Here is a 260-nt window from a genome sequence, read left to right on the forward strand (position 1 = left end):
GAATACACGGCAGGCGGCGCGCTCGTGCAGGCGCGGGCGTCGTGCGAAGTGATTGTCTGCGCCGGCGCTTTCGCGACGCCCAAGCTGCTGATGTTGTCGGGCATCGGTCCCGCAGCCCATCTGCGCGAACACGGCGTGGAGGTGCGGGTCGACTCGCCGGGCGTGGGCGAAAACCTGCAGGACCATAACGTCGCGGTGGTCTCGATGACCACGCACGGGCAGCACGGTTACTTCGGCGAGGATCGCGGAGCACGTGCCCT

General features: G+C 68.1%; 1 protein-coding gene. It reads left to right on the top strand.

Annotation, left to right across the window (positions count from 1 at the left end; translation table 11 throughout):
• Positions 1-260, top strand: a 260-nt coding sequence (locus SB753_RS38590) for a GMC family oxidoreductase N-terminal domain-containing protein (RefSeq protein WP_410805353.1), incomplete at both ends; no start/stop codon positions are given.

The sequence above is a fragment of the Paraburkholderia sp. SIMBA_053 genome (genome assembly GCF_046534895.1).
In the GTDB taxonomy this organism is placed as follows: Bacteria; Pseudomonadota; Gammaproteobacteria; order Burkholderiales; family Burkholderiaceae; genus Paraburkholderia; species Paraburkholderia caledonica.